At 59.3% G+C, this 25,883-nt stretch carries 24 protein-coding genes; 12 read left to right on the top strand and 12 right to left on the bottom strand.

Annotated elements, in window-relative coordinates:
• Positions 1 to 3 precede the first annotated feature (3 nt).
• Positions 4 to 963: a 50S ribosomal protein L3 N(5)-glutamine methyltransferase gene (gene prmB, locus BMX75_RS11195; protein WP_066322300.1), complete on the bottom strand. Its 960-nt coding sequence runs from the start codon at positions 961 to 963 to the stop codon at positions 4 to 6.
• Positions 964 to 1,118: 155 nt separating this feature from the next.
• On the opposite strand from prmB, the gene BMX75_RS11190 reads away from it, so the two are divergent.
• Complete coding sequence (locus BMX75_RS11190) at positions 1,119 to 1,688, top strand: Smr/MutS family protein (RefSeq protein WP_066322302.1); 570 nt, start codon at positions 1,119 to 1,121, stop codon at positions 1,686 to 1,688.
• 5 nt (positions 1,689 to 1,693) lie between these two features.
• On the opposite strand, the gene BMX75_RS11185 is transcribed toward BMX75_RS11190, so the two are convergent.
• Together BMX75_RS11185 and BMX75_RS11180 are read right to left on the bottom strand one after the other, a co-directional pair.
• Positions 1,694 to 2,734 carry a patatin-like phospholipase family protein gene (locus tag BMX75_RS11185; RefSeq protein ID WP_092827952.1) on the bottom strand — a complete coding sequence of 347 codons (1,041 nt, stop codon included), beginning with the start codon at positions 2,732 to 2,734 and terminating at the stop codon, positions 1,694 to 1,696.
• Positions 2,731 to 3,642: an alpha/beta fold hydrolase gene (locus tag BMX75_RS11180; protein ID WP_092827950.1), complete on the bottom strand. Its 912-nt coding sequence runs from the start codon at positions 3,640 to 3,642 to the stop codon at positions 2,731 to 2,733. The genes BMX75_RS11185 and BMX75_RS11180 overlap by 4 nt, the downstream gene beginning before the upstream one ends.
• A gap of 329 nt (positions 3,643 to 3,971) precedes the next feature.
• On the opposite strand from BMX75_RS11180, the gene BMX75_RS11175 reads away from it, so the two are divergent.
• Together BMX75_RS11175 and BMX75_RS11170 are read left to right on the top strand one after the other, a co-directional pair.
• Positions 3,972 to 4,415, top strand: a complete 444-nt coding sequence (locus BMX75_RS11175; protein WP_092827948.1) for a LexA family protein — start codon at positions 3,972 to 3,974, stop codon at positions 4,413 to 4,415.
• Between the two features lie 10 nt (positions 4,416 to 4,425).
• Positions 4,426 to 5,739, top strand: a complete 1,314-nt coding sequence (locus tag BMX75_RS11170) for a Y-family DNA polymerase (RefSeq protein ID WP_092827946.1) — start codon at positions 4,426 to 4,428, stop codon at positions 5,737 to 5,739.
• 6 nt (positions 5,740 to 5,745) lie between these two features.
• Here BMX75_RS11170 and BMX75_RS11165 read toward each other — a convergent pair whose 3' ends face one another.
• Positions 5,746 to 7,209: a sodium-dependent transporter gene (locus BMX75_RS11165; protein WP_092827944.1), complete on the bottom strand. Its 1,464-nt coding sequence runs from the start codon at positions 7,207 to 7,209 to the stop codon at positions 5,746 to 5,748.
• 114 nt (positions 7,210 to 7,323) lie between these two features.
• Entirely contained in the window at positions 7,324 to 8,550 is a 1,227-nt protein-coding gene (locus BMX75_RS11160; protein ID WP_092827942.1) for a YbfB/YjiJ family MFS transporter, read from the bottom strand.
• 172 nt (positions 8,551 to 8,722) lie between these two features.
• Here BMX75_RS11160 and BMX75_RS11155 point away from each other — a divergent pair, with 172 nt between their 5' ends.
• From BMX75_RS11155 to BMX75_RS11145, 3 genes are all read left to right on the top strand, one after another.
• On the top strand, positions 8,723 to 9,988 hold the full coding sequence (locus BMX75_RS11155; protein ID WP_092827940.1) for a M20/M25/M40 family metallo-hydrolase: 1,266 nt from the start codon (positions 8,723 to 8,725) through the stop codon (positions 9,986 to 9,988).
• Between the two features lie 328 nt (positions 9,989 to 10,316).
• Positions 10,317 to 10,532, top strand: a complete 216-nt coding sequence (locus BMX75_RS11150; RefSeq protein WP_092827938.1) for a hypothetical protein — start codon at positions 10,317 to 10,319, stop codon at positions 10,530 to 10,532.
• A gap of 130 nt (positions 10,533 to 10,662) precedes the next feature.
• Entirely contained in the window at positions 10,663 to 12,249 is a 1,587-nt protein-coding gene (locus BMX75_RS11145; protein ID WP_092827936.1) for a methyl-accepting chemotaxis protein, read from the top strand.
• 74 nt (positions 12,250 to 12,323) lie between these two features.
• Here BMX75_RS11145 and BMX75_RS11140 read toward each other — a convergent pair whose 3' ends face one another.
• The 3 genes from BMX75_RS11140 to BMX75_RS11130 form a co-directional block, all read right to left on the bottom strand.
• A complete protein-coding gene (locus tag BMX75_RS11140; protein ID WP_092827934.1) occupies positions 12,324 to 13,544 on the bottom strand; it encodes a glycosyltransferase family protein in 1,221 nt (406 codons plus the stop codon).
• On the bottom strand, positions 13,541 to 14,449 hold the full coding sequence (locus BMX75_RS11135) for an HAD-IIB family hydrolase (RefSeq protein ID WP_092827932.1): 909 nt from the start codon (positions 14,447 to 14,449) through the stop codon (positions 13,541 to 13,543). The genes BMX75_RS11140 and BMX75_RS11135 overlap by 4 nt, the downstream gene beginning before the upstream one ends.
• A gap of 423 nt (positions 14,450 to 14,872) precedes the next feature.
• The gene (locus tag BMX75_RS11130) at positions 14,873 to 15,820 is read right to left on the bottom strand and encodes an OmpA family protein (RefSeq protein WP_340148048.1); all 948 of its coding nucleotides are present in this window, start codon (positions 15,818 to 15,820) and stop codon (positions 14,873 to 14,875) included.
• A gap of 158 nt (positions 15,821 to 15,978) precedes the next feature.
• Between BMX75_RS11130 and BMX75_RS11125 the strand changes: the two genes are divergently transcribed.
• Both BMX75_RS11125 and BMX75_RS11120 read left to right on the top strand, forming a co-directional pair.
• Positions 15,979 to 16,713, top strand: coding sequence for a hypothetical protein (locus tag BMX75_RS11125; protein WP_245748509.1), 735 nt, complete (start codon positions 15,979 to 15,981; stop codon positions 16,711 to 16,713).
• Between the two features lie 4 nt (positions 16,714 to 16,717).
• Positions 16,718 to 17,308, top strand: a complete 591-nt coding sequence (locus tag BMX75_RS11120) for a FlgO family outer membrane protein (protein ID WP_175474728.1) — start codon at positions 16,718 to 16,720, stop codon at positions 17,306 to 17,308.
• A 77-nt stretch (positions 17,309 to 17,385) separates the two neighbouring features.
• Here BMX75_RS11120 and BMX75_RS11115 read toward each other — a convergent pair whose 3' ends face one another.
• Complete coding sequence (locus BMX75_RS11115; protein WP_066322329.1) at positions 17,386 to 17,628, bottom strand: GlsB/YeaQ/YmgE family stress response membrane protein; 243 nt, start codon at positions 17,626 to 17,628, stop codon at positions 17,386 to 17,388.
• A gap of 127 nt (positions 17,629 to 17,755) precedes the next feature.
• Between BMX75_RS11115 and BMX75_RS11110 the strand changes: the two genes are divergently transcribed.
• The 4 genes from BMX75_RS11110 (at position 17,756) to BMX75_RS11095 (ending at position 22,837) form a co-directional block, all read left to right on the top strand.
• Complete coding sequence (locus BMX75_RS11110; protein WP_092827928.1) at positions 17,756 to 18,625, top strand: D-hexose-6-phosphate mutarotase; 870 nt, start codon at positions 17,756 to 17,758, stop codon at positions 18,623 to 18,625.
• A 32-nt stretch (positions 18,626 to 18,657) separates the two neighbouring features.
• Complete coding sequence (locus BMX75_RS11105) at positions 18,658 to 20,046, top strand: YcjX family GTP-binding protein (protein ID WP_092827926.1); 1,389 nt, start codon at positions 18,658 to 18,660, stop codon at positions 20,044 to 20,046.
• Entirely contained in the window at positions 20,043 to 21,092 is a 1,050-nt protein-coding gene (locus BMX75_RS11100; RefSeq protein WP_092827924.1) for a YcjF family protein, read from the top strand. The genes BMX75_RS11105 and BMX75_RS11100 overlap by 4 nt, the downstream gene beginning before the upstream one ends.
• A 104-nt stretch (positions 21,093 to 21,196) precedes the next feature.
• Entirely contained in the window at positions 21,197 to 22,837 is a 1,641-nt protein-coding gene (locus BMX75_RS11095) for a BCCT family transporter (protein WP_092827922.1), read from the top strand.
• A 67-nt stretch (positions 22,838 to 22,904) separates the two neighbouring features.
• On the opposite strand, the gene BMX75_RS11090 is transcribed toward BMX75_RS11095, so the two are convergent.
• From BMX75_RS11090 to BMX75_RS11080, 3 genes are read right to left on the bottom strand one after another with little or no spacing between them, the layout of a single operon-like run.
• Positions 22,905 to 24,026: an ABC transporter ATP-binding protein gene (locus BMX75_RS11090; protein ID WP_092827919.1), complete on the bottom strand. Its 1,122-nt coding sequence runs from the start codon at positions 24,024 to 24,026 to the stop codon at positions 22,905 to 22,907.
• 20 nt (positions 24,027 to 24,046) lie between these two features.
• On the bottom strand, positions 24,047 to 24,925 hold the full coding sequence (locus tag BMX75_RS11085) for a carbohydrate ABC transporter permease (protein ID WP_066322350.1): 879 nt from the start codon (positions 24,923 to 24,925) through the stop codon (positions 24,047 to 24,049).
• Positions 24,918 to 25,844 (bottom strand): carbohydrate ABC transporter permease, encoded by a 927-nt coding sequence (locus tag BMX75_RS11080; RefSeq protein WP_092827917.1) that lies wholly within the window; start codon positions 25,842 to 25,844, stop codon positions 24,918 to 24,920. Before BMX75_RS11080 ends, BMX75_RS11085 begins: the two co-directional genes overlap by 8 nt.
• Positions 25,845 to 25,883: the final 39 nt, after the last annotated feature.

Raw genomic sequence — 25,883 nt, 5'->3', positions numbered from 1 at the left:
TCCTCACGCAAAAGACGCCGCATGGGCGTCGAGTTCAGCGGCGCTCAGGGCAAAGACGCCCTGGCCGCCACGCTCGAATTCAAGCCACATGAACGCCACCTCGGGAAAGGCAGCCTCCACATGGCGGTCTGAGTTACCCACCTCGACAATCAGCCACCCTTCATCGGTCAGGTGTGCACGTGCTTCGCGCAGGATGCGCCGCACGATATCCAGACCGTCGCTGCCCGCGCCGAGCGCAAGAGCAGGCTCATGGCGGAATTCGGCGGGCATGGTGGCCAGGTCACGCTTGTCGACATAGGGCGGGTTCGAAATGATGACATCAAAACGCTGGCCCTCCAGCCCGCTGAACACATCGGCTTCCACCGCGCGTACGCGCTCGCCGACATCGTGGCGGGTGATGTTCTGGCGCGCCACGGCGAGCGCCTCCTGGCTGATATCGGCCAGCGTCACCTCGCAGGTGGGCAAATAAAGCGCGGTGGCAATGCCGATACAGCCGGAGCCGGTGCACAAATCCAGCACCCGTTCGGGCGGCTCTTCGGGGAACCAGGCGGCAAAGCCATCCTCTATCAATTCCGCCATCGGCGAGCGCGGAATCAGCACGCGTTCGTCAACGTCAAACGGATAACCGGCGAAGAAAGCTTCTCCCAGCAGGTAAGGCAGCGGGCGACGCGTGGTGATTCGCTCACGGGTCAGGGTCACAATGCGCTCGCGCTCCATCGGCAACAGACGTGCATCCTGTACCCCTGGGTCGACATTCCAGGGCAAATGCAGCGCCCCCAGACACAGGGCAACGGCTTCGTCCCATGCCGACTCGGTGCCATGGCCGTAATAGAGCCCCGCCAGATAGAACTCGCTGGATACCCAGCGCAGGTAGTCACGTAAGGTTATAAGCTCGCTCACCAGCGCCGTATCCGGCAGGGTGAGGGAGGAAGGCGAAGTCTCGGCGTTGAGAGGCTGGGTCACATCGGCTCCTGGTCAACAAAAGCGGCCATCTCTTAGGAAGACGGCATGGCAAAAGAAAAGATTGTACCTTTGACGCTGCCCGGTTCACAGCAGCGCGCATCTCGCTATACTGTGCGCCTGTTCTCCGTTTTGCCCATTTGCCATTTGAGCCTGTCATGACACGACGCCGCCACCTGCCCGATGATGACGATATCAGTGCTTTCCGCCAAGCGCTGAAAGCCGCGGGCGTGCGTCGCATGGCCACCAACCAGGCCGACCCCGGCAAACCCAAGCGCAACGATGATGCCCAGCAGGCCAGGCGGCAGGCGGCGGTGGAAAGCAATACCTTCGCCACCACCGGCCGCACCTCTGATGGCCGGGTCGAGGCGGTGCGCCCTTCCGAGTATCTGGAATTCAGCGTCGCCGATTTGCCCTGGCGTACCTTTAGCCAACTCAAACGTGGCCAGATGGCCTGGCAGGCCGGCCTCGACTTGCATGGCTACACCCTTGAAGAAGCCCGGCTGGAACTTGAGAGCTTTCTGCGGGATGCAACTGCTCAAGGGCTTCGCTGCGTGCTGGTCGTCCACGGTAAGGCCTGGGGCACAACGGCTGATTTTCCAGTACTGAAAAGCCACACCAATGCCTGGCTGCGCGAGTGGCCCGGCGTCCTGGCGTTCTGCTCTGCCATTGAGATCGACGGCGGCACCGGCGCGGTCTACATCCTGCTACGCAAACGCGGCCAGTAGGCCCTCTACGCTTGCGCATCCGACGCCGTGTCGGGCATCCGTCGTGCCAGGGCGTCATCGGCCAGATGACGGCCCAGGCGGATCAGATCCCTGGCGCGGTGAAACTCGTAGGTACTGCACACCGTTTTGGGAACTTCGATGAGAATATCTGGCGGGTAACCGGCAATTTTATATTTCGCCAGCGCCGCCTGGGTAATATCGAACGATTCGAGGATCATATCCAGCTTGCCCCATTCCCGCTTGCCGCGAAGGTCCAGCGTCTCATCCACCTCACCCTCTTCTTCATTACGGCTGCCAAGCTCGCTCCATAGTCGCCGCGTGGTAGCCCGCACTTCGTCCATCCAGCCACCGATATTGGCATCGCGATCGCGCTCCCGGGTGGTGCGGCTATCGCTATTCTCGTCCTTGGGAAGCAGGGTCTCCAAAGACACCGGCTGCGGGCTGTGGGCGGTCACGTTGACTGCCACCACAAAGTCTGCCTCGTGGGCGGCGAGTATGGGCATCATGGGCAGCGGATTCAGCAGGCCACCGTCGACCAGTACCTGCCCTCCCAGATGCACAGGGGTAATCACGCCGGGCACGGCGATCGATGCCCGTATCGCGCGCAGCAACGGGCCGTTTTGAAACCATACCTCGCGCTGACGTACCAGGTCAGTAGCGACGGTGGTTACCGGAATCGGCAGGTCTTCCATCAATGTATCGCCCACCAGCCCTTCCAGCTTGCTCATGATCTTGCTGGCCCGCATGGCGCCCATCGGGCTCCAGGTCACATCGACCAGCTTGAGCACATCCAAATAGTCCAGGTTACACACCCATTCACGGTATTCGGGAAGCTTGCCCGACGCATAAATACCGCCTATCAGCGCGCCCATGGAGCACCCGGCAATCGAGATGATCTCGTAACCCCGGGCTTCCAACGCCTCAATCACACCGATGTGCGCGTAGCCCCGGGCGCCGCCGCTACCCAGAACCAGCGCCACTTTATTACCGTTATTGCCGTTATTGCCGTTCGATACACTGCCATCGGCCAGGTTCGGTTCGTTCATTGCTCGTTTCCTACGACTGATCCCGACGTTTCATTGATAGATTGCGTAATTACCTCGGCAACGCGGAACACCGCCTGGGGTTCAAGGTGCAGGTGATGACCGCCTGCCAGTACATGGCGTGTTAAGTGGGGTACCGCCTGGCGGGCTTTTCCCGCCCAGTCGCGCTCGCCCAAGATGCCCTCCTCACCTTCTATCAATAGCACCGGTGCCTGGATATCGGCCAGTAGCGCTAACACCTGGGAAGGCGTAAAGCGTACCAGCGATGGCTTCAACAAACGGCTGTCGGTGCGCATCTGTACGTGCCCGTCAGCCGCCACATCGGCATTGCGCTCCACCAGCGGCGTGGCCGTGATGGTATCTAACGGGGTAACACCACCGGCCAAGCGGGCCGCCACCGCGGTGGCCAGATCAGGGTAACGCGGTGCCTGGGAAGTGGGCCGTCTATGCGCCATTAACCCCTTGCGCAGTTGGCTTGCCGTGTCACTGGCGGGGGTATTGAGCGCACCCAAGCCATCCAGCAGCGTCATTCGCTCAATACGCTCCGGCAAGGCAGCCGCCAATAAGCAGGCCACCGCGGCGCCCATTGAATGGGCGAGCAACACCGCTCGCTCAATGGCCAGGTCTTCCATGGCATCCAGTACGTCATGGCAATAATCCCACAGCGCGTAATCCTGCCCCGTTGGGGCGTGTGCCGAATAGCCATGACCACGGAAATCGATGGCCACAATACGAATATCCAGCGCTTCCACCAGCAATGGCGCTAACCGGGAAAAACTTGCTGCATTATCGAGCCAGCCGTGGAGTGCCAGCCAAGTGGGCGCCTCCTCGCGCCCCCAGCTCAGCGCCGCCAGACGACCGTGGGCGAGGGAAAGGGAGTGCGGATAACGCCTTGAAGTGGGTTGAGACATTATGAATCTATCCTAAGCAAACCAACCGCCCTAGGCAGCAAGATGACGGCATAAAGCACAAACGGTACCATGCCAAACGTCATTGTCTGTACAAAATGACTGACACTTACCAACGTCTATCTTTTCCTGCTAACGAGGCCTTTATGAAACCCCACCGTGATACCCGAACGCGCAACTGGGTCTTTTTCATCGCTGTGACCAGCGCCATTGTGGTGGGCCTCTGGCTGGCAAGATAAGCCTTCACGGATATTCCTAACAGCTCTTGCAATTTTATCCCCATGGCCAAATACTGTATATAAATACATATTTTGCCAGTGAGGAGGCTGACCATGACGCAGCCGTTATCGCCTATCACGCCCGCCGTGCCGTTAACGCATCAGTCGCTGCCCTTTCCTCCGCTACACGGCCGCGCTGGGTTTAGCGGCTTCCCCTCCCCCGCCCAGGATTACGAGCAGCGCACGCTGGACCTCAACGTGCGCCTGATCAAGAACCCCACCCACACGTTTTACCTGACCGCCACCGGTGACAGCATGGAAGGTTGGGGAATTTTCGATCGCGACCTGCTGGTGGTTGACCGTAGCCTTTCCCCTCGTCTGGGGCATATTCTGGTCGCCATGTTCGACGACGAACTACTGATCAAGCGCTACGCGCTCTATCGCGGCACACCCCACTTGTGCTCAGCGCACCCCCATTATCCGCCGCTGCCCCTGGAAGACAGCGACTGTCAGGTATGGGGGGTTGTCCGGGCGGTCATTCACGAATACCTGCGATGATGTCACCGCCATGATCGGACTGGTCGACGCCAACAACTTTTACGTCAGCTGCGAACGTGTTTTCCAGCCCCATCTGGAGGGCAAAGCCGTCGGTGTGATGTCCAACAACGACGGCTGCGTAATCGCCCGCTCGGCGGAAATGAAAGCGATGGATATTCCCATGGGCACCCCTGCCTTCAAACTGGAGGGGCTCCGCCAGCGCGGCGAGATTCATCTGCTGTCGTCCAACTATGAGCTGTATGGCGACATGTCGGCACGGCTCGCCCAACTGCTGCGGGACGCTTGCCCTGACATCGCCCCCTACTCCATCGATGAAATGTTTGTCTACCTGGAGGGCATGAGCGAGCACCAGTGCCAGGCCCTGGGCGATCGCCTACGCCGAGACATTCAGCGTTGCCTCGGGTTACCGGTATGTATCGGGCTGGCACCGACCCACACCCTGGCCAAGCTCGCCAACCATGCGGCCAAGAAGCAGCCACACTACCAGGGCGTTTGTCTGCTTGCCGGGAACGACGCCAGCACCACCGCCTTGCTGAAGCAAACGCCGGTCAGCGAGGTATGGGGCGTGGGCAGGCGGCTTGCCGAACGGCTTGCCATTAACGGCATCCATAGCGCCCTGGATTTACGCGAGTGCGATAAAAAACAGCTGCGCAAACGCTTTTCCGTGGTGCTGGCGCGCACCGCCCTGGAACTGCGTGGCACTTCCTGCCTGACAATGAACGCGGTGGATCAGCCGCGCCAGCGCATCATGACGTCGCGCTCTTTTGGTCAGCCCACCGGGGTAAAAACGCAGGTGCACGAAGCACTGCGCCGCCATGCCCAGCGTAGTGCCACAAAACTTCGCGAACAGCACAGCCTGGCGCGCTCGGTGATGCTGTTCCTGAAAACCAACCGCCACCGCCGTGACCAGCCACAGTACTTTCCCCACACCCTGGTCGCGTTACCCACCCCCAGCGACGATACACGCGTGGTCCTCGACGCCGTCCGCCAGGGTCTTGAGCAAATATACCGCCCCGGCTATCGGTTCATGAAAGCCGGCGTGATGCTGCTGGATCTCGTCGACGCCCAACAGCATCAGCTATCGCTACTCGATGCCCCCGCCCGCCACCATCCCCGGCTAATGGCCACCGTGGACGCCATCAACCAGCGTATGGGGCAAGACACGATCCGTTTCGGGATGACCGATGACGAAGCCCCCTGGCAACTGCGCTGCGCCCATCGCTCGAAGCGCTATACCACGCGCTGGGATGAGTTACTTGAAGTCGGCACTCACCCCGGCGCGATTGCCGACGCCAGGGCAAGACGGCAACAATCGCAGCCGTAACAGCGCTCAGCGGGGGCTCCGAACATGACGCAACCGCGGGCTGAGCGTTTCGCCCAAGCACGCCATGACGACCAGAATCGCCAGTAACCACGGCCAGTGCGCGATAAACGAGACCTGATAAATATCCAGCGCGTTGATAAAAATAACCACGATACCGAGCGGGCTAACGTAGCGCACCATGGTCAGCCACAGCGCATAGGGCAGCGGTGAAAGCCCCAGCTCATCGCGGAACGTCTCGCTCTTCAACACAAAGCCTGCCAGCACGACCGTGCCCAAACCGCCCAACGGCATCATCAAGCGCGAGGTCAGGTAATCCAGCCAGTCAAAGAAGTTCTTGCCCGCCAGCGTCCAGTCGGCGCCCAGGTTGAACGACAGCATCGCCAGGGTACTGATCAGCCAAAGTACGATGCCGGTGCCCCACGAGGCCGCTTTACGCGAGAGACCTTTGTTATCACATAGCCAGGACACCGTCGCCTCGACCATCGAAATCGCCGAGGTCAGTGCGGCCATCGACAGCATCAGGAAAAACAGAATGCCAAACAGTGTCCCCAGCGGCATCGCTTGAAACGCCAGTGGCAAGCTCATGAAGATAAGCCCTGGGCCTTCGGCGGGATCCATCCCGTTGGCAAAAATCACCGGAAAGATGGCCAGTCCGGCCATCAAGGCCACCACGGTATCGGCAACCGCCACGCTTAGCGTGGTGCGCCCGATGGAAGTCCCTTTAGGCAGGTAGCTGCCGTAAGTCAGGATGGCCCCGGAGGCCAGTGACAGGGTGAAAAACGCGTGCCCCAGCGCGGCCAGCATGCCGTCACTGGACAGGCTGCCCGCCTTGAAAGAAAACAGGAAACTGAATGCCTGACCAAAGCCGCCCGAAAAAATGCCAAACACAATCAACAGCGCCAGCATCAGCACCAGCCCGGGCATCATCCAACTGACGTTTTTTTCAATGCCCTCCTGCACGCCTTTACCGACGATCAGCATGGTCAGCAGCGTGACCAGAGTGCTCCAGAAGCCCAGGTTCCAGGGATTGGCGTTATTGGCACCAAACACTGCGGCCATATCGTCAACGCTGCTACCCGAAAGGCCGCCGGTCAGCATCTTCCACAGATAGGAAAACGACCAGCCCGCCACAACGACATAAAACGACAGAATCATGAAGCCACAGAGCATCGCCATCCAGCCGATCAATGACCATACTGAAGACCGACCGGACTCATTGACCACCCGGCGAATGGCATCGACCGGGCTCCCCTGACCGCGCCGCCCAAAGGCAATCTCGGTCATCATGACCGGCACGCCCACCGCCAGGATGCAGGCGAGATAGACCAGCACGAAGGCTCCCCCACCAAACTCCCCGGTGATATAGGGAAACTTCCAAATATTGCCTAACCCAACGGCCGACCCCGTCGCCGCCAGCATAAAGCCCCAGCGGCCTAACCATTGGATGCGCGGTTGCCCAGAAAACGCCATGATCTACCACCCTGTTGGAAAAAAGCGCTTATCCTAGAGGATTTGGCAACGAATGCGCAAAAAATCCTGACGCGCGCGGCCATTCAACACATCATGGCGACATTCAAGACGTCACTACGGGGCATACACGGCGGCTTTGGCCTCGGCGTCCAGCCGCTGCGCGGTTTGGTCGACACGCCGCAACCAGGCAAACAACAGGGCGCCCAGAGCCACGAAGCCACCGGCCAGCCAGAGACCAACGTTATAGTGGCCTGAAGCCTCCGCCAACATGCCTGTCAGCGCCGGCGCGATCATCTGCGCGGCGCCGTAGGCCAGGGTCATTTGCCCCATCAAGCGTGCGGGGCTGGCGGGATACAGCCGCCCCGCCATGGTCAGTACCAGGCTGACACAACCCAGAAAGGTGCCGCCATAAAGCACTGCGCTGAGCAGCACTGCCGCTAGATTCGTCGTCATGGCGGGCAGGACAATGCCGATAACCTGCAGACTCATGGCCAGTATCAGTGCCCCCAAATAGCCGATACGACGCGCTACAAGATCCCACAGGATGACCGCAGGGGCCGCCGCCAGGCCCACCAACGCAAAGGTCCAGTTACCGGCACCGGCCAACAGCGGTTCACGCTCCACAATCGTGACGATGAAAGTAGCGCTGATCACATAGCCATAACCCGCACAGAAATATGCGGCCAGCATCCAGCGCATAAAGGTACGGGTGGGTGGGTTGGCAGCGGCGGTTTTATCCCCCGAGGTACCGGGCACGGCAGGCAGTGGCCTGGGCAGCCAGCGCCAGGCGGGTACGAGCAACACTACGCCAAGCAGACTGAATCCCCACCATTGCGCCTGCCAGTCCAGCGACAACGCCAACATCAGCTCAACGGCGACGGCCGCAAGGACAATGCCAAGGCCAAGCCCGGCAAAATGAATGCCCAGCTCGCCACGCTGGCGGTGCTGAATCAACCAGTGAAGAATCAGCCCCGAGGCCAGCAGCATCGCGCCGCTGCTCGAAAACCCCGCCCAAAAACGCAGCCCCGCCCAAAGCCAGAAATGCTCGGTCAAGGCCATACCCGCCGTGGTGAGAACGGCCAGTACCAAGCAAATACGGTACAGCGTATCTTTGACATGAATACGACGAATCGACGCCGCCAGCACAGCGCCCAGCATATAGCCCGCGTAATTGAGCGCCGCCAGCCAACCACCATCGGCGTCGCCCATCCAGCTTTGCTGCTGCATCACCGGCAGCAACGGCGTGTAGGCAAAGCGCGCCACCCCGATACACAGCAACTGACTGAAAACACCCGCCAACAGCACCTTGAAGCGCTGAGAGCGAAGGGTAACGGTGGCCATATCGACATCCTCGTCGTGAACGCTGGTTTTTTATATGCGGTTTTACTAAAGCCATCATAAGATGAACCCCACCAACATGACATCGTCTAAACGTCGCCTACCGAGGACGCGTATGGCGGCATAATCTGTCACACTGGATCATCTTGATCATCCCTCAACTGGAGAAAGCTTAATGAGTGATAGCGCCACACCCTGGACACAACCCATGCCCGACGCGCAGTTCAAACTGATGCGCGATATCCTGGCGGCGCCAAGCCCCGTGGGCCTGGAAGCCGCCATGACCTACGGCGTGTTAAAGCCCTATTTTGAAAGCTTTGCCCCGAGCGACTGGCATCTGCACCAGTTCAAGGGCAATGCGGGCGTCGTGCTCGATACCCATCCCGGTCAGGATGACATGTTCAAGGTCATGATCATCGGCCATGCGGATAAAATCCGCATGCAGGTGCGCTCGATTGGCGAAGACGGCAAGATCTGGATCAACACCGACTCCTTCTTGCCCACCGTACTGGTCGGCCATGAAGTGAAGCTGTTTAGCGAAGACCCGGAAGCCCCCGGCAGCTACCGCTGCATTGAAGGCGGCACGGTGGAAGCCCTGGGCGCGATTCATTTTTCCGACCCCGCCATGCGCGATGGCAGCAAAGGGCTGAAGAAAGAACAGATCTATCTGGACCTGCAGATCCACGGCGAAAACAAGAAACAGCAGGTACTCAATCTTGGCGTGCGCCCCGGCGACTCGATTATTTTTGATCGCCCTATTCGCGAAGGTTTTAGCCCCAACACCTTCTATGGCGCCTACCTGGATAACGGCCTGGGCTGCTTTGTGACCGCTGAAGTCGCCAAGCTGATCGCCGAGGCAGGCGGCACCCAAAATGTACGCGTACTGTTCGCGATTGCCAGCTACGAAGAGATTGGACGTTTCGGCAGCCGCGTCATGGCGGGCGAAATGAAACCTGATGCGCTGATTGGCGTCGATGTGAACCACGACTACGTGGCCGCTCCCGGCATCGGCGACAAACGCATGCAGCCGTTGGAGATGGGCAAAGGCTTCACCATGGCGGTGGGCTCGGTCGCCAGCGAACAGTTGAACCGCGTGATTGCCCAGGCGGCCAAAGCCAATGACATCCCCATGCAGCGCGACATGGTCGGCGTTGACACGGGTACCGACGGGATGGCGGGTGTCTTGGCGTCGGTGGACAGTGCCGCCACGTCGATTGGTTTCCCGATTCGCAACATGCACACGATTTCGGAAACCGGCAATACCCAAGACGTATTGGCCGCCATCCATGCGTTGACCCACACACTGAAAGCGCTGGATAAACTGCCTGACCTGAAGCGTGAATTCCTCGATAACCATCCACGTCTTGACCAGGCAAGCCCCCTTGGCCACCAGGGTAGCGACAAACCCGACGACGAAGAAAACGCTGAAAAAGCCGATTGATCACGGCATGCACCAAAAAAAACCCCAGCCATTTTGGGCTGGGGTTTGAGCAGGTCCTCCTTGATCCTTCTTCATGAACGTCCTGTTCATGCGTCCTTGAGTCCATCAAGCATCCTGCTTGGTCTTCCCTGATGCGCGTCCTCTGCGCTAGGTGCCCACAATGCACTTCAAGACCAATGGTTTATCTAACCCAGGATATGAAAGCCGAAAAAAATGACTTTTTTGCTCACCGAACTGCCCATCATGGCCTATGGTTAATAATCCACCACTTGCCACTATCGGGTTGTGTGACGAGTGACCCAACGACACCCACGGGTAGGAGGTCAGCGTGCAACCTATCATCATCAACTACAAAGTCCGCGGTGTTGACATCATTTGCCGCCGTTGCGGCAATTTCGAGTCTCCCACTACAGCGTTTCTGGCCCGTTTTCGCCTCGAAGGCACTGGCGAGCAAAGCGCCGTCTTACGCTGTTTGAGTTGCCAAACCAGCGCCTGCATCCAGGGCAGCGCACTCGACACGCTAACGCACGCTCGCGCTGGTTGATATCGCGTTTATTAGCAATACCTCATTAATTTATACCCCTAGATCGTTAAGGTTTTACTGATCGGGCCGATAGATAATAGACGGCTGATTTCCAAAATCAGCGTGTAATATCGACCCATCAGGAAGCCCTATGAACCGCTTGACGACGACACAGAAGCTCTGGAGTACTCTAATTATCATCTTGGCGGCCATGCTGATGCTGGTAGGCTGGCTTGCCTGGGAAAATCGCCAGACGATTGAAGATGAACGCCGCACCAGCATCGAGCACCTGGTTGAAAGCGTACAAAGTCAGGTGAGTGCCTTGCAGACACGGGTCGACACCGGCGAGCTTAGCCTTGAGGAAGCTCAACAACGTGCTATCGATACCATGTCAAACGTCAGTTTTGGTGATGGTGAATACCTGTTCTCTTTCGATGATGACCTACGGATTGTCTCTCATCCGAACCGTCCTCGGAGAGAAGACATGAGCAACTACCAGGACGCAAGCGGCATGGATCTTTATGCGGCTTTTCGTGAGGCGGCTCATGCAGGTGGCGGCCACGTTGACTATTACTCTCGCCGGATTAGCGGCGATGAACAAGTGCCGAAGACAAGCTATGTTGCCTATATTCCCGAATGGGAATGGTCGCTGGCATCCGGTATTTATGTCGATGATATTGATGAGGCGTTTATTGGCAATTTGATTCGCTCAATGACCATCCTGCTGATCATCGGCTTACCGGTGACGCTGCTAATGGGCTGGGTGATTCGCGATGTATCCCGTCGCCTGGGAGGTGACCCTCGCTACGCCGCCGACGTGGTACGGCATATTGCCGACGGCGATTTGACGCGCACGACACAGCTCTCCGCCCGGGACCAGCAAAGCCTGCTGTTTGATATTGACCGCATGCGTGAAACGCTGTCAGACACCATCGGGAGCATTCACCAGAGCGCGGATAACGTGAACACCGCTGTTGAACAGATCGTCGGCGTTAACGAAGAGTTATCCACGCGTACCGAGCAACAAGCGGCGTCACTTGCCGAGACGGCTTCCAGCATGGAACAGCTGACCGCAACGGTAAAACAAAACGCTGAACACGCTGACCACGCAAGCCAACTGGCAAGCAAAACCACCGACAGTGCTCAGCAAGGTAGCGAAGCGATGGAGTCCGTGATTGACACCATGTCGACGATTAACGATAGCGCGAAACAAATGAGCGGTATCATCGAAACGATCGACTCGATTGCGTTTCAAACCAATATATTGGCGCTTAACGCCTCTGTTGAAGCGGCTCGGGCAGGCGAACAGGGACGCGGTTTTGCCGTGGTCGCCAGTGAAGTCCGCCAGCTGGCCAGCCGCTCGGCAACGGCAGCCCAAGAGATTAAAACGCTGATTGACAATTCTGACGCTCATATCACGCAGGGCACCCGCCAGGTGCGCGACACCGGCACCGTGATTAGCGGTATCGTCGACAATATTCGGCAGCTCGATACGTTGGTGAAAGAAATCTCGGCGGCTACCAAGGAACAAAGCCACGGCATCGAGCAGGTCAACGAGGCCGTCACTCAGATGGATCAAATGACCCAGCAAAATGCCGGGCTGGTACAAGAAAGCACCGGGGCCACCCAACGTCTGGCAGATCTCAGCTTTGAGCTACGCCAGCGGGTCGCGCATTTCCAGATTGCCGGCCACCAAGCCTCGGCAACACCGTCCCTTCCCTCCTCTCACCATGGCTAAATAAAGCCTTTCCGGCTGGGCAAGCCCCTTACATGGCCTGCCCAGCCAGTCTTCACACATTGGCTAAAGCCGCCTCAAACATCGCCCTGATTATCCAGCTCTACCGCTTCGTGCATGCGCATGAGCAGGTCGGGCACCGCTGCCTGGACACGGTTCCAGCTGGGGATAAAGGGGCGTTCGCGGGGGTTATCCAAAAACAGGTTACCCGCTTCCAGCAGGTTGCTGGCGAACAGTTCAACGGCCTGCTCTTCGCTATGCCGATCAAGACTCAAACCGTTCATGGTCGCATCGTGGTCATAAGCCTCGATCAAGTCCAACGCCAGCCGGTAGTAGGTTGCTTTCAGGGTGCGGAAATCTTCACTGCTGAACGTAATCCCCTGAGTGGCCAGCTTACGGTAAAGGGCTTTGGCGATATCCAGACTCATGCGGTTCAACCCGGCATCGGGGTTGTCTTCACTGACCGGCTGGTGCTTGTGATCATAAGCATCGGCGATGTCGACCTGGCAAAGCTGACGCGGCGAGTAATTGCGCTGAAGCTCGGAGAGAACGCCAATTTCAAGCCCCCAGTCCGCCGGGATGCGTATCCCCTCAAGCACGTCGCTGCGCATGGCGAACTCGCCCGAGAGTGGGTAGCGGAAGCTGTCCAGGTAATCAAGGTAGGGTAACGGACCGCATACGGTTTTAAGCGCCCTTAGCAACGGCGTCACCATCAGGCGCGATACGCGCCCATTGAGCCTTCCCTCGGCAATGCGGGGGTAATAGCCCTTGCAGAAACTGTAGTTAAAACGTGGGTGAGCGACCGGGTACATCAGACGCGCCAGCAGCCCGCGATCATAGGTGAGAATATCGCAGTCGTGTAACCCAATTACCGACGAGCGCGCCGAGGCCAACACATAGCCCGCGCAATACCAGACGTTGCGCCCTTTCCCAGGCTCTAATGCGCCCAGCCCGTGCTGCTCCAGCTCGGCGTCCAGGGCACGCAGGCGCGGCCCGTCGTTCCATAAGATACGTGTGTGCTGCGGCAGGCGCGAGAAAAACTCCCGCGCATACAAGAACTGCTCGCGGTCAGCCCGGTCCAGGCCAATCACGATCTCGCCGAGATAGGGCACCTTGACCAGCTCATCGACAATGGCCGAAAGTGCCGGGCCTTCCAGCTCTGAAAACAACGATGGCAGGATCAGCCCCATGGGCCGCCGCCGGGCAAACTGGCATAGCTCTTTTTCCAGTGCCTCGACCGGGCGGCGGGTCAGGTTATGAAAATCGGTAATGACGCCGTTCTGATGGAAATCACTCATGCGTTTACCTCCTTTGCATCACGCGGGTTGGTCGGAGCAAACGCCTTACCCCACCAGTGGGACATGCCTTCTACCCAGCCATCTGGGCCAGTGGCTCGCGTTCGATAAAGCTGGGGATTAGTGGGTTCAACCTTCAGATCATGGTGACCGCGGATCACCACCGCCTGATCGACGGCGTTTAACATCGACACATCGTTGGGTCCATCGCCCAAGCCGATGGACAGCGGCTCACGACCGCGCAGCGCCCGGAATCGCCCGACCAGCCAGGTGACCCCACTCCCCTTGTCGGATGCGCTCCCCATAACGTGATAAAAGCGGCCTCCCTGGGTAAGTTGCAGGCCATCACCTTCCAGCGCTCGGCGAAACGTCTCAAGCGAGGTGTCATCATCGTGCCAGAGCAACGGCTCGCTACCCTCACGCTGGCGGGCCATCTGTGCCTGGTGAGTGTCGAGCCCGGTCAGCCCGGTCAAGTCGTCAAGGCTAAGCTCGCTCATCGGGGTAAAGCGCACACCGAGCCGCTTGCGCCAGACGTCAAGGCGGGCACGAATAAAACCAATATCGACGCTTGGATGCTTGATGACCATCCCGTCACGCCCGTTGCCCGGCCGATCCAGCCGCGCATGACACCACCCCGGCGGAAGGCCGATAACAGCCCCATTTTCAGCCACAAACGGGGTCATCGTCAGACCCAGCGCTTCACGCAGGGGGAACAGTTCAGCACGGGTTTTGCTGGTCACGGGGATCACCGGCACCTTCGCCTGCTTTAATCGGGCCAGCCAGGCCTTTGCCGGGGAGGCGTCATAGCTATGGTGGTCAAGCAGCGAGCCATCGAGGTCGGTGACCACAAGACGCGGCGGGTCCACTCGGTCGTCGGGAAGCGCCGAAGCGCTGGCGTGTTCAAGCATGGCGCAGCCTCTCTACTGCTAAGCGGTGGACGCACTCATTCGCCACTTGATAGAGATGGCAATGACAGCGTGTTTATTGCCTAGCACAATACATGCCAACGCTTTTAACGCTTTGATATGCATAAGGTGGCAGGGGGTAATACCTGAAGGGAGTAATGGTTTTAGCGGAAACGGACGTTGCAGTGCACTTTTCTGGTGCAATAAGACAGGGCAGGTCAAACACAGCCGAGCCAGGGTAGTGCCGCTGAACGTTACATTTGATAACAAAAAATCCAACACAAAGCTTGGCAAGGCGCAATAAATAGCTATACTGAAATTGTACCCACTGGCAACCCTGTACACCCCACCCCCTCTGCCAGTGGGCTGCAGTGAGCCAAGCCCTTTATGCCCGCCTTCCCCGGCGGGCTTTTTTATGCAAAGCTTTTATTCTACGTGGATGACGACTTCGACCCGGCGGTTACGCGCCCGCCCTTCTGCCGTGTCATTATCTGCCAGGGATTGGGTCGCCGCCAGTCCAACGGCACGCAAGCGGTCCGATGCAACGCCAGCCGCTTCCAGGGCTTCCACAATGGCGATCGCCCGGGCACTGGATAGCGCCCAGTTGGACGAATACTCCGGTGTATCAATCGTTCGACTATCCGTATGGCCCTCAACCCATACTTCTCCGTCATACCGCTGGATAGTGTCAAGTAGCGAACTGATCAATTCGCCTCCATCATTGGTCAACCGCGCTTCCGCCGAGGGAAACAGCAGCCGGTCTTGCACTCGCAGACTGATACCTTCCTCTACCCGTGAGACTTCGACACCTTCCAGGTCAGGCAGATACGGAGAGCGCTCTACCTGCTCTCTCAGGGCCAACGCACCGTCAATGGCATCGTCGCTGAGCGTCTCGACATTACTTGGGGGATTGTCCGTGAGGACGACCATATAATCAGCCAGCGGAAATTGAAGCGCTGGCTGTTCAACCGGCACCAAGGGCATCGGCAAACGGGGTTCAGGCAACGCGGCCAGTGGCTCCGCTACCGGATCGGGCATGGCAAGCAGCGGGGGGACACCGCGTGTGGTTCGCCTGGGGCGCCCGGCCACTCCCTGGGCCGCCGTGATCGTGCTGGTCAGCAACTCGCCACCCAGCCAGTTTGCTGATCTATCTCGCTCGTTACGAATATTGGCCAGCGGTTCTGGCAGCGGTACCCCAAGCGGCGGTGGCGAATCAAAGAGCGGCTCGGGAGGTGGTTCTGTTGCCATCCATGTCGGGCTTGTGGCACCGGCTGCCGCAATAATGATCACAAACAGCGCCACCAGCAGCGTCATGATATCGATATAGCTCACCATCCAGATACTACCGCTATCATCTTCACGGTAGGGGGACATGAGCGAGTCGTGGCGAGGTCCACTGCGGTGATCTTCAAGCATCCGTGTGATTACTCATTCAAGTTTTTGGCTCCCAGGCCGACTATTAATGGGTGGCGTTGTCATTAGCGCTGCCTAGTCTATCAAAAAGCCGTTTCGTAGCGAGAAGGAACCACCCGGTGCGCACCCGTAAAATTGATATATCCTCGTCAGCGCTACGCCCACTTGTCATCGGACTGGCCTGTCTGACGCTCAGTGGCTGCTTCTATGCCAATACATCGCAAGCGCCCATCGCCACGACGTATCCCTATAGCGAGCAGCAGCGTATGCAGGCTGCCCATCACTGGAATGTTCTCGCCCGCCATGAGGCGACGCAGATCCTGAAGCGCGAGCGTGTCCGTTTCCGCGATTTGCACATCCCGGATGCCCCGCAAGACGCCACCCACGCTTACAGCGGCGGTGAATTTGGCCGTGGCTTTCGTACACTGCTCACCAGTGAACTGGTCTCGCGCGGAGCCAACCTGACCACTCAGCCTCTACCCAGCAGCGCCGAGGTTCATATCGACGTTGACGTCGTTGCGCACCGGGACCGAGGCTTTGTACGCCCACCCACGGGGGCGTTCACCGCCCTGGCAGGCGGTATAGCCGTGGCCGCGATACCGATTAACCAATGGGCGGAACCCGCCCTGGGGCTTATCCCGGCCGCCGTCGCCGCTGACGTCACCAGCGGCAGCTGGACACACACCGGTAACGAAGAAATCATCGTCACCACCCAGATTCTCGACGGTGAGCAAATTCTCTATTCATCGTCGAACATTTATTACATTAACAGCGGCGACCGTCGCCACTATGCGCCCGACCGTGTCCCCTCAGCGCCGTCAACACCCTCGGTTTCCATTACGGATAGGTGGTAATGCCATGTCTGCGATGTCATTTGTCGTTATGCACTTAACGCGCCCGCTTTTCACCGCCAAGTGGTTAACGGCCAGTCTTTTGGTATTGAGCCTTGCGGGCTGTAGCGTGCTTGGCGGCAGTAATACGCAACAACAGGAACCTGCTCCAGACCTGCCCGAGCTTACACAAAAAGCGGCTGAGCAGATGGTGGCCAGCAACCCTGACATAACACGTTACAGCCCCATGATTGCCGCGACTTTCGTGAGCATCGACAACCTGAGTCAATCCTCCACGCTTGGACGTATCAGCTCAGAACTCATGGCATCGGCGCTGGGCCGCCAGGGCATGCAGGTGCGCGAGGTCAAGATGCGCGACAGCATGTTTATCGAAGAAAGCGTCGGCGAGCTGATCCTGTCTCGGCAGGTTCAACGCCTGAGCGCCCAGCACGATGCACGCTCCATCCTGATGGGAACCTATGCCCAAGGGCAGGATTATATCTACGTCAGCGCCCGGGTGGTACGTTCGAGCGATGCCATGGTCCTGGGCAGTGCCGACTTCAGGCTTGCATTGAACAACAATACGCGCAGCCTGCTTGAGGGCCAGGGCGGCTGGTAACGCCCCAAACACACGAACCCGCGCTCAACGGCGCGGGTTCGTGGCAATTGCACAACGGTTAATTGCCGACTGGGGCGCTAGGCCTGTTTTACTTTACTGATAACCCACAGCAATACCACCGCCCCGACGATGGCCGTTACCAGTGACCCAATAAACCCGCCGGCCTGCAGGCCCAACAGGCTAAACAGGAAACCACCCAAGACGGCGCCCACAATGCCGACGCCAATATTGCCCAGCAGGCCAAAACCGCCGCCTCGCATGATGTTGCCGGCAATCCAGCCAGCCAGACCACCAATGATCAACCAAGCAATGAAACCCATGTCGCCTCCTTTCCGTACCTGTGGTTAATGTTATCCTGTTTCCCTTGCGTGTTTTAACATAGCACACAGCGTTAAGGTACCGCGCTAATATTCATTGACAGTGGCCCCGCTGAAAAAAGGATTGCCTATGATTCCCGACTCCCTCCAGCAGTTGCTTGATGGTGTAGACGGCCAGCAAACGTCTCACTGGCAAGGCCGCGACCTTGTACTGTTCAACGCCCCCTGGGGGGAACTGATCGTCTCGCTGCAAGGCGCCCAGGTACTGCACTTTCGACCGCCCAATGACCTTGGCTGGCTATGGGTAACCCCCACCCCACAACCCATGCCTGGCGCCGTCCGTGGCGGCATTCCGCTCTGCTGGCCCTGGTTCGCGGATGAACGCTACGCTGACGAAACGCCCGACCGCAGCGGCACCTTCCACGGCCTGGCCCGGCATGCCGACTGGCGGCTGGAAGCGGCGGATGAACATGCCGAGGGAATCGAACTCCACCTCTCACCAATGCAGCCTTTGCACTCCCAACTGACGGTGCGCACCGTCATCCAGGCCAATGCCCAGCGGCTCGCGGTGGAATTGATCACCGAAAACGTGGGCGAAAGCCCGGTAAAGGTCAGTGGCGCACTGCATTCCTATCTCGCGGTCGACGATGCTCACCAGTGTCGGCTGGAGGGGTTGACCGGCGCACGCTATCTCGACAAGCTGCGCGACTTTGCGGAAAGCGAGCAGCAAGGCATCCTGGCCATTCGCGGTGCGGTCGACCGTATCTATCACTCCAATGAAGCCGTGATGCTGCATGATGGCCCGCGCACGCTACGCATCGGCAAACAGTCCAGCGATTCCACCGTGGTGTGGCACCCGGACCAAGAGCCCCCCGCCGATACCTCTATCGAGGCCGCCAAACGCTTTGTGTGTGTCGAGGCCGCCAACACCCGCCTGGATCCCGTATGGCTGGTCCCCGGTGCCCAACATCTGCTGGGTACCACCTTGAGCAGAACCTGAGCTTTGCAAACCTTGATAGAGGACAACGCGCCATGCGCCAGGCGTTTCATCGCGAGCTGAGTAACCTGATAGAACGTGGCCGCGACCGCCAACTTCGGCTGGCGGTCACCGGACTCTCCCAGGCGGGCAAAACGGCTTTTTTAACCTCACTGGTCAATCAGCTCCGCCATGCTGGCGTTGAAGCCCAGCTAGACCTGCTACCGGCAGCCCGCGAGGGGCGCTTGCTCGGTGCCCAGCGCCTCAATCAGCCTGACCTGGGCGTGCCGAGATTTCCCTATGACCCGGGAATGGCCGCGCTGCGCGATACCCCGCCCCGTTGGCCTGAGCCCACCCGGGGGATCAGCGAACTGCGCCTGCAGTTACGCTACCGCCCCGCTCAACAGGGCTGGTTAGCGCCCGACATCGCCCACCTTACGCTGGATTTATTCGATTACCCCGGCGAGTGGCTGCTCGACTTACCGCTGCTGCAGCACGACTTTTACAGCTGGTGCCAGGCACAGCCGCTGCACTCAGGCGACCAGCGCCGGGCCATGTTCAGCGAATGGCTAACCGAGGTGGAAACCCTCGACCCCACCGCCGAAGCCGACGAAGGGCAGCTGGCAAGCCTTGCTGAAGCTTATGCACAGGGCCTTCGACGCGCCAAGCAGGCAGGGTTCTCCAACCTCCAGCCCGGGCGTTTTTTATTGCCGGGCGAGCTGGACGGGGCGCCGGTGTTACAGTTTTTTCCACTTCCCCAGCTCACTATGCCCAAAGAGGAACTGGAGGCACTTCCACCTGACAGCCTGTATGCCACCCTGGCGGCGCGCTTTCGCTACTACCAGCAGCAGGTCGTGCGCCCCTTTTACCGTGACCATTTCCGCCGCTTTGACCGCCAGATTGTCCTGGTGGATGTATTGGGTGCGCTCAATGCCGGGCCTGAGCGGTTCGAGGACCTCTCCCAGGCGCTCAGCCAGCTGATGCACAGCTTCGATTATGGCCAGCGCAGCCTGCTGACACGGTTATTTGCCCCCAAGATCGATAAGCTGGCCATCGCCGCTACCAAGGCGGACCATGTCACCCCCGACCAGCACGGCCATGTCGTTCAACTGCTTGAAGCCTTGCTGGCGGAACCTCTCAAGGATTTGCGCTTTGCCAACATTCCCGTCAAGGCGCTTTCGCTGGCCGCGATTCGCGCCACCGAAGCCCGCGAGGTCGTGCACAACGGTCAGCGTTCGCCCGCTCTGCGGGGTACCACGCTTGAGGGGGAAGACGTCTTGGTATATCCCGGCGATGTACCACCCCGTTTACCGACGCATGACTTCTGGCAACAGCAAGGCTTCGACTTCCCCAGCTTTCGACCCATGGATATACGGTCCGAAGCCCTTGGTCACATTCGCATGGACGCCGCTATCGATTGGCTGATTGGAGATAAACTCACATGACCACCCCACAGCCACGTCGACACTTCAACCTCGATGAGCCCCAGGCAACCCACGATGGAGCTGATGCCGAGCTGCGTCAGCGTGAAACCTTCGCACCTACCGACCATCACCACCCCCTGCCGCCTTCTGCCGAGGAAAAGGCCCTCCCCGAGGCCCGTTTGGGCGCGCCGCGCAAACGCCGCTGGGGGCTGATGCTGGCACTGGGCGGTGGTGCCGCCCTGGGCACCCTGGAACTGGCGACGGGTATTCCCGAGGCGCTGGCTCAGTCCCAGTGGCTGGCAATGGCCTGGCAGGTATTCGGCATGGGGTTGATCGGGCTGGGTGGGTTATCGTTGCTTAAGGAGTTGGGCCGCTTAAGACGCTTAAAACGTCACGACCGGCTGCGCAGCGACCTGGCCGAGCTGCCTGAGCGCTCAGCCAAGCAAGCCCAGCAGATGGCCGAACAGCTTAAATGCCAGCTCAAGCTGGCCGACGACGACCCGCACTGGCAAGCATTCAAACACGCCTGTCAGCCACACCATAGCGGCGAAGAGATCCAGACACTATTGCGCTACCACCTCCTCGCCCCCCGGGACCGGGAAGCGCAGCGACTGATTACGCGGATGTCCGGCGAAACCGCCATCATGGTCGCGGTGAGCCCGCTGACCCTGGTCGATATGGCGCTGGTGGCCTGGCGCAGCCTGGCGATGGTGGATCGGCTATGTCGCCTTTATGGCCTGGAGTTGGGCTACGCCAGCCGCCTGCGGCTGTTTCGCCAGGTGCTGCATAACATGGCGTTTGCCGGGGCAAGCGAGCTGGCCACCGAGGCCAGCATGGATATGCTCTCGCTGGATCTGGCCAGTCGCCTGTCCGCACGGGCTGGCCAGGGCCTCGCCACCGGGCTGCTCAGTGCCCGCCTTGGGCTGCGCGCTCAGCGGCTGTGCCGCCCGGTGGCCTTTACCGCCGAAGAGCAACCCAGGCTCAGCGACTTGCGCCAGGACCTGTGGCGACAGATCAAGCGCCTCGACAAGGAAGCCACGCCCCAAGACCGCTCATCCCGGCCGTAAACACCCTGAAAGGCGGCTTCCGTTGAAAGCCCGTTAGGTTTCAACGCTGGTTGCCGCCATGATGGTCGCTTGTCTCACCATTCTTGAATGAGGAGAAATCTTGCATGAACGATTCAAGCGATTCTGAATCCCCGCCCATGGCAGACGACATGCAGACTGACTATGTCGTTGGTCAGGATAATATCTCGGGAAACCTCGGCCCCTTTGGTTTCGATATTCACAACCGGGTCTTTGTCGTATCAGCAGTTGCGTCAATTATTTTCATTCTCCTCACCCTGTTGTTCCCCGATCGGGCAAGCAACACCTTCCAGGCCATTGTCGCTTTTTCCACGGGGACACTGGACTGGTACTTCATGATCATCGTGGACTTCTTTATTCTGTTTTCCCTGGCGCTGGTCGTCCTGCCCCACGGGTCGGTCAGGCTGGGCGGCCCTGATGCCCGGCCGGAGCATAGCTACCTCTCCTGGTTCGCGATGCTGTTCACCGCCGGCATCGGCATCGGCCTGCTGTTCTTCGGAGTGCTGGAGCCGGTTTACCATGCCAACGTCTCCCTGCCCTTAGGGGTCGCTTCTCCGTTTGGAGCCGATGGGGAATTGAACCCTGACGCCATTGCCGACGCCAGCGCCCTGGGCCTTGCCGGTACCTATCTGCATTGGGGTATCCACGGCTGGGCGGTGTATGTGGTGATGGCACTGGCACTGGGCATCTTCACCTATAACAAGGGCTTACCCTTCTCCATCCGTTCGGCGTTCTTTCCCATCCTCGGCGAGCGCGTCTGGGGCTGGTGGGGGCATGTCATCGATATTCTGGCGGTGTTTTCCACCCTCTTTGGGCTGGCGACCTCCCTCGGGCTTGGGGCTCAGCAGGCCAATGCGGGGATGAACTTCGTCTTCGGCCTGGAAGTGAGTACCTTCACCCAGGTCATCGTCATCATTCTGGTCACCGCTGTGGCGCTGGTATCGGTCTGGCGCGGGCTTGAGGGCGGTTTGAAAAAGCTCTCCGAGATCAACATGATCCTGGCTGTCCTGTTCTTCTTTTTCGTGCTGTTCGCCGGTCCTACCCTTGTCGCGCTCAGCGGGTTCTGGTCAGGACTTGCCACCTATGTGACTGACTTCCTGCCATTATCGGCGCCTTTCGGCCGTGACGACGATGCCTATCGCCAGTCCTGGACCATCTTCTACTGGGCGTGGTGGATCAGTTGGGCACCGTTCGTCGGAATGTTCATCGCGCGGGTGTCGCGGGGCCGCACGGTGCGCGAGTTCGTGCTTTGCGTGCTGCTGGTACCCAGCCTGTTCATCTTTATCTGGATGGGTGTCTTCGGCTCAACCGCGCTCGATCAGCTCTACGCCAATCCTGCCGCCAGCCTGGTCAAGGAGTATGTGATCGACAGCTACCGGCCCGAGCTTTCGCTGTTCGGCATGCTCAACGAACTGCCGCTGACGGGCCTGATGTCGACCCTGGGCATCATCCTGGCGCTGATCTTCTTTGTCACCTCCTCGGACTCCGGTTCTCTGGTGATCGATACCATCACCGCGGGCGGCAAGATCGACGCGCCACGGCCCCAGCGGATGTTCTGGGCAATCGTGGAAGGTCTCATCGCGATCGTGTTGCTCATCGGCGGTGGCCTGTCAGCGCTTCAGGCGGGCGTCACCGCCACCGCAATTCCGTTCTCCCTCGTGCTCCTGGTGATGTGCTACTCGATCATCAAGGCGCTCAATGGCGAATTGCGGCATTTACGCAGTTGAAGGGGAAACGGTGACGAAAAAGCCCTGCTGATCTGGCAGGGCTTTTTTTGTCCGCAGGTTTGAAGGCTTACGCGAGTCGCTTCTCGGTCTCGGCGTTGAACAGGATCGCCCGCGCCATATCCACCCGAAGCGCCAGGCGTTCACCGGGGGATACGGCACACTTGGGCCCTACCCGCGCCGTCACTTCTTGCTCACCCAGTGGCAGACGCAGCAGTATATCAGCGCCGGTGGGCTCAACGACGGTGACGCTTGCATGCAGCAAGGTGCCTTCTGCCTGGGCGCTCAAGCGCTCATCCTCCTCGCTGAAATGCTCGGGGCGCAGGCCCAGAATCACCGGCTTGCCCAACTGCTCGGTCATGGCGTCCGTGACCCGCGCCGTCGGCCAGGGCAGGCATAAATCCTCCTCATTCGGCGTGGCGATACGTACCGCATAGTCGTCACCATCGCGCTCGAGCATCGCGCTGATAAAGTTCATCGATGGTGACCCCATGAAGCCGGCCACGAACATGTCCACCGGGTTGTTGTACACCTCGTCGGGGCTGCCTAGCTGCAGAATATGTCCGTCGCGCATGACCGCTATGCAGTCAGCCAGCGTCATCGCCTCAACCTGGTCGTGGGTCACGTAAACAATGGTTGTGCCCAGACGCTGGTGGAGCTTTTTGATCTCGGTGCGCATATCCACCCGCAGCTTGGCATCCAGGTTGGATAGCGGCTCATCAAACAGATAGACCTTTGGCTCGCGGGCCAGCGCACGCCCCATGGCCACTCGCTGACGCTGCCCGCCAGACAGTTGTGAAGGCTTGCGCTCGAGCAACGGCGTGATTTGCAGCAGGTCGGCGACGCGCTCGACTGCAGCCTCACGCTCAGGCTTGGGCACCTTGCGCATTTCAAGCCCGAAGCTGATGTTCTGACGCACCGTCATGCTCGGGTAGAGGGCGTAGGACTGGAACACCATGGCAATATCCCGATCAGCCGGGGGGCGCCAGGTGACGTCTTCGCCATCGATATAAATATTGCCGCTGGTAACCGGTTCAAGCCCGGCAATGGCGTTCATCAGCGTGGATTTACCACAGCCCGACGGCCCCACCAGTATCAGGAACTCGCCGGAATCGATTGAGATACTGACATCTTTCAGCACGCGTTCACTGCCGAAATCTTTGCTCACATTGTGTATTTCTAACGCTGCCATAATGGGTCTGCCTATTATTGTTAGCCTTTCACCGAGCCTGCCGTGAGCCCGCGCACGAAGTATTTACCGGCCAGCACGTACACCACCAGGGTGGGCAGTGCGGCTATCATTGCCGCGGCCATGTCCACGTTGTATTCGCGTACGCCGGTGGAGGTGTTGACCAGATTATTGAGCGCCACGGTCACCGGCTGGGTGTTGTGGGCGGAGAATGCCACGCCGAACAGAAAGTCGTTCCATATCTGGGTAAACTGCCAGATCACCGAGACCACGATGATCGGCGTCGAGACAGGCAGCAGAATTCGCCAGAAGATACGGAAGAACCCCGCACCATCCAGCTTTGCCGCTGATACCAGTTCATTGGGAATACCGACATAAAAGTTGCGGAAAAACAGCGTCGTAAAGGCAATCCCAAACACCACGTGCACCAGAACCAACCCCGCACGGGAGCTTGAAATACCCAGCCACCCCAGGGTTTGCGCCATGGGCAGCAATACGACCTGAAACGGAATGAAACAGCCGAACAGCATCAGCGCGAAAACCAGTTCCGAGCCTTTAAAGCGCCATTTGGTCAGCGCGTAGCCGTTCAGGGCGCCAATCGTGGTGGAGATCAGCACGGCGGGAATCACAATCGCAAAGGAATTCCAGAAGTAGCCGCCGACCCCATCACAGCGCATACCGGTACAGGCTTCGCCCCAGGCTTTGGTCCATGGGGCCAGCGTCGGGTTTTGCGGCAGCGTCAGCAGTGTACCGGCGCTGATTTCACTGAGCGGTTTCACCGAGGTCATCAGCATCACCGCCAGCGGCAAGAGATAGAACAGGGCCGCAAGGATCAGCACGCTGTATACCGCTAGCCGACTGACGCGCGCGGCCAGCGTTTGACGACGAATCACATTAGCCATGCCGACGGCTCCTCAATTCGGAATACAAGTAAGGAATCAGAATGGCCAGTACGCCCCCCAGCATCAGCATGGCGCTCGCCGAGCCCAGGCCAATCTGCGCCCGATTGAACGCGTGGGCGTACATGAAAGTGGCAGGCAGGTCTGACGCGTAGCCAGGGCCGCCGCCTGTCAGGGCAACCACCAGGTCGAAGCTCTTGATGGCAATGTGCGCCAGGATCATCACCGCGCTGAATACCACGGGGCGCAGGCAAGGCATCACTACTCGCCAGTAAACCCGTGGCAGGCTGGCGCCATCCAGCTGGGCGGCTTTGATGATGCTGTCATCAATGCCCCTCAACCCGGCTAAAAACAGCGCCATGACAAACCCTGACGCCTGCCATACAGCGGCAATCACCAGGGTGTAAATCACCATGTCCGAATCGACCAGCCAGTCAAAGCGAAACGACTCGAAGCCCCAACTGCGTACCATGGCCTGAATCCCCAGACTGGGGTTCAGCAGCCACTTCCAGACGACGCCCGTGACGATAAAAGAGAGCGCCATGGGGTAGAGGTAAATCGTGCGCAGTGCGCCTTCCTGGCGGATTTTCTGGTCGAGCAGCATTGCCAGCAGCACACCAATCACCAGGCAAATCACCACGAACAGCGAGCCGAAAATCATCAGGTTGGTGGATGCCACCCACCAGCGCTCGTTTTGCATCAAGCGCGCATACTGTCCAAAGCCCACAAAGTCATAGCTGGGCAGCATGCGTGAGCTGGTCAGCGACAGAATAAAGGTCCACAGCATGAAGCCGTAAACAAAGAACAGCGAAATGGCCACGGAGGGGGCAAGCACCAGGCGTGGTAGCCACGCCTGCCACCCACTCAAGGTCGAGGCACGTGGAGCAGGATGCCCGGCACGCGCCGTAGAAGTGTTTTTCATGGGGAAACGTCCTCGCCAGGAAGCGGTGGCGCTGCCAGC

This window comes from Vreelandella subterranea (genome assembly GCF_900111305.1).
In the GTDB taxonomy this organism is placed as follows: Bacteria; Pseudomonadota; Gammaproteobacteria; order Pseudomonadales; family Halomonadaceae; genus Vreelandella; species Vreelandella subterranea.
Note: the sequence above shows the minus strand (reverse complement) of the source record. Positions and strands in the feature narration are given on the sequence as shown.

Coding starts and splice junctions, on each gene's coding strand:
- BMX75_RS11190 (WP_066322302.1), top strand. CDS start 1,119: ATGACACGACGCCGCCACCTGCCCGATGATGACGATATCAGTGCTTTC.
- BMX75_RS11185 (WP_092827952.1), bottom strand. CDS start 2,734: ATGAACGAACCGAACCTGGCCGATGGCAGTGTATCGAACGGCAATAAC.
- BMX75_RS11180 (WP_092827950.1), bottom strand. CDS start 3,642: ATGTCTCAACCCACTTCAAGGCGTTATCCGCACTCCCTTTCCCTCGCC.
- BMX75_RS11175 (WP_092827948.1), top strand. CDS start 3,972: ATGACGCAGCCGTTATCGCCTATCACGCCCGCCGTGCCGTTAACGCAT.
- BMX75_RS11170 (WP_092827946.1), top strand. CDS start 4,426: ATGATCGGACTGGTCGACGCCAACAACTTTTACGTCAGCTGCGAACGT.
- BMX75_RS11165 (WP_092827944.1), bottom strand. CDS start 7,209: ATGGCGTTTTCTGGGCAACCGCGCATCCAATGGTTAGGCCGCTGGGGC.
- BMX75_RS11160 (WP_092827942.1), bottom strand. CDS start 8,550: ATGGCCACCGTTACCCTTCGCTCTCAGCGCTTCAAGGTGCTGTTGGCG.
- BMX75_RS11155 (WP_092827940.1), top strand. CDS start 8,723: ATGAGTGATAGCGCCACACCCTGGACACAACCCATGCCCGACGCGCAG.
- BMX75_RS11145 (WP_092827936.1), top strand. CDS start 10,663: ATGAACCGCTTGACGACGACACAGAAGCTCTGGAGTACTCTAATTATC.
- BMX75_RS11140 (WP_092827934.1), bottom strand. CDS start 13,544: ATGAGTGATTTCCATCAGAACGGCGTCATTACCGATTTTCATAACCTG.
- BMX75_RS11135 (WP_092827932.1), bottom strand. CDS start 14,449: ATGCTTGAACACGCCAGCGCTTCGGCGCTTCCCGACGACCGAGTGGAC.
- BMX75_RS11130 (WP_340148048.1), bottom strand. CDS start 15,820: ATGTCCCCCTACCGTGAAGATGATAGCGGTAGTATCTGGATGGTGAGC.
- BMX75_RS11120 (WP_175474728.1), top strand. CDS start 16,718: ATGTCTGCGATGTCATTTGTCGTTATGCACTTAACGCGCCCGCTTTTC.
- BMX75_RS11115 (WP_066322329.1), bottom strand. CDS start 17,628: ATGGGTTTCATTGCTTGGTTGATCATTGGTGGTCTGGCTGGCTGGATT.
- BMX75_RS11110 (WP_092827928.1), top strand. CDS start 17,756: ATGATTCCCGACTCCCTCCAGCAGTTGCTTGATGGTGTAGACGGCCAG.
- BMX75_RS11105 (WP_092827926.1), top strand. CDS start 18,658: ATGCGCCAGGCGTTTCATCGCGAGCTGAGTAACCTGATAGAACGTGGC.
- BMX75_RS11100 (WP_092827924.1), top strand. CDS start 20,043: ATGACCACCCCACAGCCACGTCGACACTTCAACCTCGATGAGCCCCAG.
- BMX75_RS11095 (WP_092827922.1), top strand. CDS start 21,197: ATGAACGATTCAAGCGATTCTGAATCCCCGCCCATGGCAGACGACATG.
- BMX75_RS11090 (WP_092827919.1), bottom strand. CDS start 24,026: ATGGCAGCGTTAGAAATACACAATGTGAGCAAAGATTTCGGCAGTGAA.
- BMX75_RS11085 (WP_066322350.1), bottom strand. CDS start 24,925: ATGGCTAATGTGATTCGTCGTCAAACGCTGGCCGCGCGCGTCAGTCGG.
- BMX75_RS11080 (WP_092827917.1), bottom strand. CDS start 25,844: ATGAAAAACACTTCTACGGCGCGTGCCGGGCATCCTGCTCCACGTGCC.